This window comes from Flavobacterium columnare NBRC 100251 = ATCC 23463 (genome assembly GCF_002530675.1).
Taxonomy (GTDB): domain Bacteria; phylum Bacteroidota; class Bacteroidia; order Flavobacteriales; family Flavobacteriaceae; genus Flavobacterium; species Flavobacterium columnare.
Genome location: NZ_PCMX01000044.1, coordinates 4,691 through 11,615, shown reverse-complemented (window position 1 = coordinate 11,615; position 6,925 = coordinate 4,691). Strand labels below are relative to the sequence as shown.

4 protein-coding genes are annotated in these 6,925 nt (G+C 34.9%); 3 read left to right on the top strand and 1 reads right to left on the bottom strand.

Annotation, left to right across the window (positions count from 1 at the left end; genetic code table 11):
• A partial coding sequence (locus tag B0A78_RS14455; protein WP_169859098.1) for a hypothetical protein occupies positions 1-535 on the top strand: 535 nt, incomplete at its 5' end.
• Positions 536-757: 222 nt separating this feature from the next.
• On the opposite strand, the gene B0A78_RS06900 is transcribed toward B0A78_RS14455, so the two are convergent.
• Entirely contained in the window at positions 758-4,183 is a 3,426-nt protein-coding gene (locus tag B0A78_RS06900) for a methylmalonyl-CoA mutase family protein (RefSeq protein ID WP_097609500.1), read from the bottom strand.
• Between the two features lie 127 nt (positions 4,184-4,310).
• On the opposite strand from B0A78_RS06900, the gene B0A78_RS06895 reads away from it, so the two are divergent.
• Positions 4,311-5,033, top strand: a complete 723-nt coding sequence (locus B0A78_RS06895) for a DUF4197 domain-containing protein (protein ID WP_065213523.1) — start codon at positions 4,311-4,313, stop codon at positions 5,031-5,033.
• Between the two features lie 325 nt (positions 5,034-5,358).
• On the top strand, positions 5,359-6,888 hold the full coding sequence (guaA, locus tag B0A78_RS06890) for a glutamine-hydrolyzing GMP synthase (RefSeq protein WP_065213524.1): 1,530 nt from the start codon (positions 5,359-5,361) through the stop codon (positions 6,886-6,888).
• Positions 6,889-6,925 lie beyond the last annotated feature (37 nt).

Here is a 6,925-nt window from a genome sequence, read left to right as displayed (position 1 = left end):
TCTTACTAGTTTTTTTATCCTTTATGATAAAATTAAAAAACTAGAAAATATTATTCATTCTGGAAATTTTCATCATAATCCAATTTCTTTTCATCAAATATACTCAGGAGAAATAAATTGGAGTAATTCAGTCGTTCCAAGCAAAGAGGACTATTATGATGATGGAATAAATTTAAAAGATGTAATGAGAGATTATTCTTGGAGCAGTTGGTCATCCAATCGTTTTGAAAACCCTCATTTTGAATTTTTAAACGAAGAACTTTCTAATTTGTTAAATTTGGATTTTAACCCTAATGACTTATGTTTCTACAATAAGAAAAATGAGCAAGTAACTAAAATTATTTGGACAGAAAATTCAAAACTCTATTATGCTAAAAAAGAAATAATTGAAGAACTTTCTAATCAATTAAAAATGGAATTTGTTTGGAATCAATTTATATCTAAATATGGAGAGTTTGGAAAGTATAAGGATAATCTATTGAATCCCTCATATAAAGATTTAAGTAAAATAATACGATACAATGATATTATTTAAAAACAAAAAACATACACATTTTACAGTTAGTTTTAGACAAAGAAAAACATAAAAAAATAATGTTTTCTTTATTAAGACTATAATCAATACGAAAACAACATATAAAAAAACACTAAAATTAAAAAATTAACACTTAAATCTGATACTTTCGGATAAATAGGACTTTCAAATTATAAAAAATGCCCCAATCGGGGCATTTCAATTTCTATAAATTAATTACTCTTACATATTACGGCGGTATTGCCCACCCACTTCAAACAATGCACTAGTAATTTGTCCTAACGAACACACCTTAGCGGCATCCATTAGTTTTTCAAAGATGTTGTGGTTTTGGATCGCGGCTTCTTGAATGATTGGGATTTGTCCTTCTACTTCTTTGGCTTTGGCATTGTGTAGGTTTTCTAGGGTTTTGATCTGGAATTGTTTTTCTTCTTCCGTCGCACGAATGACTTCCGCAGGCACTACCGTTGGTGATCCTTTAGAACTTAAGAAGGTATTTACCCCAATGATAGGGAATTCACCTGTATGCTTCAAGGTTTCGTAATACAAGGATTCTTCTTGAATTTTAGAACGTTGGTACATTGTTTCCATTGCCCCTAGTACGCCACCTCTTTCGGTGATACGGTCGAACTCGGCTAGTACGGCTTCTTCCACTAAATCGGTTAACTCTTCAATGATAAACGAACCTTGGATAGGGTTTTCGTTTTTCGCTAATCCTAATTCTTTATTAATAATCAACTGGATTGCCATGGCACGACGAACGGATTCTTCTGTTGGTGTGGTAATCGCTTCGTCATACGCATTAGTATGCAACGAGTTACAGTTATCATAAATCGCATACAAGGCTTGTAAAGTCGTACGGATATCGTTAAAATCAATTTCTTGTGCGTGTAACGAACGTCCAGATGTTTGGATATGGTACTTCAACATTTGTGCTCTTTCGTTGGCACCGTATTTATTCTTTAAGGCTTTTGCCCAAATTTTACGCGCTACACGTCCTATTACCGCATATTCTGGGTCAATACCATTAGAGAAGAAGAACGATAAGTTAGGACCAAAGTCGTTGATGTTCATTCCTCGGCTTAGGTAATATTCTACATACGTAAATCCGTTGGCAAGTGTAAATGCCAACTGCGTAATAGGATTGGCACCAGCCTCGGCAATATGATACCCTGAAATAGAAACCGAGTAGAAATTACGAACGTTTTGTTGGATAAAATACTCTTGTACGTCACCCATTAAGCGTAAGGCAAACTCGGTTGAGAATATACAGGTATTTTGCGCTTGGTCTTCTTTTAAAATATCGGCTTGAACGGTACCACGCACTTGCGCTAAGGTTTTTACTTTAATCTCTTGGTACACATCAGCAGGTAACACTTGGTCGCCTGTTAGTCCTAAAAGCATCAACCCTAATCCGTCGTTACCTTCTGGTAATTCGCCGTTGTATCTCGGTCTTTCTAAACCTTTACTATCGTATAGTTCCTTCTTCTTTTTCTCTACTTCTGCTTCTAGACCATTTTCTTTGATGTATTTTTCACAGTTTTGGTCAATGGCTGCATTCATAAAGAACCCTAACAACATAGGCGCTGGTCCGTTTATCGTCATCGACACCGAAGTGGCAGGATGACTTAAATCGAAACCGGAGTATAATTTTTTTGCATCGTCTAAACAACAAATAGACACCCCTGCATTACCAATTTTACCGTAAATATCAGGTCGGTGGTCTGGATCATTCCCATATAAAGTAACCGAGTCAAACGCTGTAGATAAACGCTTAGCTGGCATTCCTAAGGATACATAATGGAAACGGCGGTTGGTTCTTTCTGGACCTCCTTCACCCGCGAACATACGTGTAGGATCTTCACCCTCACGCTTAAATGGATATAATCCAGACGCAAATGGGAATTCTCCTGGTACGTTTTCTTGTAAGTTCCATTTTAAGATATCGCCCCAAGCTTGGTATTTGGGAAGGGCTACTTTTGGAATTTGAGTATGTGATAAGGATTCTGTGTGTGTTTGAATCTTAATTTCTTTATCACGTACTTTAAAAGAATATATTGGATTTTTATATTTATTTACTTTTTCATCCCACGTTTGAATAATTTCCCAGTTGTACGGGTCTAAATTCATTTTTACGCGGTCGAATTCTTTGATTAATAAGCCTAAGAAATCTTTGTTGCTTTCATTTATTTTTAAAGAAGATTCAATGATTCCTGCTTTATCAATTTGTGGCAGATTGCCATTCACCGACTCAATAGTTTTGAAAATACCGTATAACTTTTGTGCTACTTCCACTTGCGATAAAGCCGTTTCGTCATATTTACGATTATTCTCAGCAATTTCAGATAAATAACGTGTTCTATGTGGCGGAATTACGAAGATTTTCTCGCTCATTTCACGAGTAATTTCAAAAGTCGATTTTAGGTCGGCTCCTGTTTTTTCCATAATTTTATCCATAATCGACTTATACAAGGTATTCATCCCTGGATCATTAAATTGCGAAGCAATCGTACCAAAAACGGGCATTTTATCAGGATCTACCTCCCATAAATTATGATTGCGTTGGTATTGCTTTTTCACATCGCGAATCGCATCAAGCGCCCCACGTTTGTCAAATTTATTCAGCGCCACTAAATCGGCGAAATCTAACATATCGATTTTCTCCAACTGGGTAGCCGCACCAAACTCAGGCGTCATAACATATAACGATACATCAGAGTGTTCTAAAATTTCGGTATCCGACTGACCAATTCCTGAAGTTTCCAGAATAATCAAATCGTATTTAGCCGCTTTCAATACTTGAATGGCTTCGGCTACATATTTAGACAAAGCCAAATTCGATTGACGCGTCGCTAACGAACGCATATACACACGCGGGTTATTGATCGCATTCATACGAATTCTATCTCCAAGTAAAGCACCACCTGTTTTACGTTTGGACGGATCGACAGAAATTAAACCAATGGTTTTTTCTGGAAAATCGATTAAAAAACGACGCACTAATTCATCTACTAACGAAGACTTACCTGCCCCACCTGTACCTGTAATACCTAATACAGGAATGTTTGTGGTTTCGTTTTGCGTATGGATTTTATCTAGAGTTTCTTTTGCTATTTCAGGGAAATTCTCCGCCGAAGAAATCACACGAGCAATTGCCGTTGGATTTTTTTCTTCAAGATGATTGATTTCTCCATTAAGTTTATCGCCCACAGGGAAATCCGCTTTTTGCACCAAGTCGTTGATCATTCCTTGTAATCCTAAAGCTCTTCCGTCATCTGGAGAATAAATTTTCGTGATTCCGTAAGCGTGTAATTCTTCAATTTCAGAAGGAAGGATTACTCCACCACCGCCACCAAAAATTTTGATATGACCTGCTCCTTTTTCGTTTAGCAAATCATACATATATTTAAAATATTCGTTATGACCCCCTTGGTACGAAGTCATCGCAATAGCATTGGCATCTTCTTGAATAGCTGTATTTACTACTTCTTCTACACTACGATCGTGGCCTAAGTGAATCACTTCAACACCTGTTGCTTGGATAATTCGACGCATGATATTGATGGCTGCATCATGACCATCAAATAGCGATGCTGCTGTTACAATTCTAACTTTATTTTTAGGTTGATAAGGTTGTACTTGTTCCATTTTGATTTTTAGTTATCGGGTGCAATTTACTGATTTTAGGGTAAAAAAGAGATGAAAAAAGGGAAAGCAAATAAAAAAATATTTTAGGCACATAATTTGCGTATTTTTGAAAAACATAATTAGAAAAATGAAAAGAATATTTATCCTAGCTTTTTTGATTCCTAGTATGAGTCAAGCTCAATTAAAAGACTTTATAAAAAAAACAACGGAATCCGTAATGACTAATACCACTAAGAAAAATGTTTTGGACATTTCAGGAGGTTTAAAAGAAGCGTTAAACAAAGGGGTTACCAATCAAGTTTCTAAACTTACTGCAATGGATGGTTTTTATGGTAATGAATTGGTTAAAATTGTACTTCCTGATGAACTTCAAAAAGTAGATAGCATGTTACGAAAGATGGGCATGGGAAATTTGGCTGACGATGGAATAAAAGCATTGAATAGAGCAGCCGAAGATGCTGTTAAGGAATCTACACCCATTTTTGTGAATGCTATTAAAAATATTACGATAACGGATGCTAAAAATATCTTATTAGGGCAAGAAGATGCTGCTACTCAGTTTCTACAAACAGGAACTCGCAAGCCTCTTTATCTAAAATTTAATCCTGTTGTACAAAAATCAATCGGAAAGGTAGGAGCGGATGCTGTATGGAAAACAATTATAGATAGATATAATATGATTCCTTTTGTTTCTAAAGTTAATCCTGATATAACAGATTATGTAACGAATAAAGCACTTGATGGTGTTTTTAAAATGATAGCAGTAGAGGAGAAGGATATTCGAACTAATTTTGATTCTCGTACGAGTGATTTATTGAAAAAGGTTTTTGCTTTACAGGATAAAAAATAAGAAAAAGATGAAAAAACAGGTTTAAACATAGTTATTTAAATTTATAAAAAAGAGGGTGTCCTAAAAGATCTCAATCTTGTTTGTTTTAATCAAAGGAAGACTCAAATGAACTAAAAAAATGAAAAAATAGAGTACTGATAATGTGATTTCTCTTGTTTTTAGAAGTAAGAAGCTAAACATTAAGTTACTGCTTTTTAGACACCCACTTTTTGAATTAATGATTTTACAAGCTTGTTGATTAGATATAGAATTTGTTTTTAGGAAACATTAAAAATCTTCTTATAATTAAAATTTTCATTTTTTAAGATTTTTTTTAATTTTGTACATGCAACACAATGTACTTATTTTAGATTTCGGGTCGCAATACACACAGCTTATTGCACGCCGCGTTCGCGAGTTAAATATTTTCTGCGAAATTTTTCCTTTTAATCATGTTCCTTCAGACTTAAGCAGTTACAAGGCTGTTATTTTATCAGGGAGTCCTTTTTCAGTTCGTGCTGAAGATGCGCCTCATCCCGATTTATCTCAAATTAGAGGTAAAATGCCTTTATTAGCAGTTTGTTATGGAGCGCAATATCTAGCTCATTTTCATGGAGGCGAAGTAGCTCCTTCTAATATTAGAGAGTATGGTAGAGCCAATTTGTCATTTATCAAAGACGATGAGACTTTTTTTGAAGACGTAAATATCAATAGTCAGGTATGGATGAGTCATAGTGATACCATCAAACAGTTACCAACAAATGGGGTTCGTTTAGCTTCTACTAAAGATGTTGAAAATGCTGCTTATCGTATTGAAGGAGAAACTACTTATGCTATTCAATTTCATCCAGAAGTTTACCATAGTGAAGATGGGAAACAAATGCTTGAAAATTTTTTAGTAAAAATAGCGCAAGTTCCTCAAAGTTTTACACCTAATTCATTTGTTGAAGATATAGTAGCTGAAATGAAAGCTAAAATCAATAATGATAAGGTAGTATTAGGGTTATCAGGAGGTGTAGATTCTACTGTAGCAGCTGTTTTGTTAAACCAAGCTATAGGAGAAAATTTGTATTGTATTTTTGTCAACAACGGTTTATTACGCAAAGATGAGTTTAAAAATGTATTAAATCAATACAAAGGAATGGGATTAAACGTAAAAGGAGTTGATGCTTCAGAACGTTTTTTATCCGAGTTAGCGGGTGTTGAAGATCCTGAAACAAAACGAAAAATTATAGGTCGTGTATTTATTGAAGTATTTGATGATGAAGCACATCAGATAGAAGAGGTAAAGTGGTTAGCACAAGGTACAATTTATCCAGATGTTATAGAATCCGTATCTGTAAAAGGTCCCTCAGCAACTATAAAATCACATCATAACGTAGGAGGATTACCTGATTTTATGAAATTGCAAGTGGTAGAGCCTTTACGTATGCTATTTAAAGATGAAGTGCGTAGAGTAGGTAGAAGTTTAGGTATAGATGAAGAACTTTTAGGACGCCATCCTTTTCCAGGACCAGGGTTATCCATTCGTATTTTAGGCGATATTACACCAGAAAAAGTAAGAATCCTACAGGAAGTAGATTCTATCTTTATACAAGGTTTAAAAGAGCATGGTTTATATGATAAAGTATGGCAAGCAGGTGCTATTTTATTACCTGTAAATAGTGTAGGTGTTATGGGAGATGAACGTACTTACGAAAAAGTAGTGGCACTTCGAGCAGTAGAATCTACAGATGGTATGACGGCTGATTGGGTTCATTTACCTTATGAATTCCTAATGAAAGTATCTAACGAAATTATAAACAAAGTAAAAGGTGTTAATAGAGTAGTTTATGATATTAGTTCTAAACCTCCTGCAACGATAGAGTGGGAGTAATTGTAGATGATATTGATATTTAAATAAAAATGCCGTG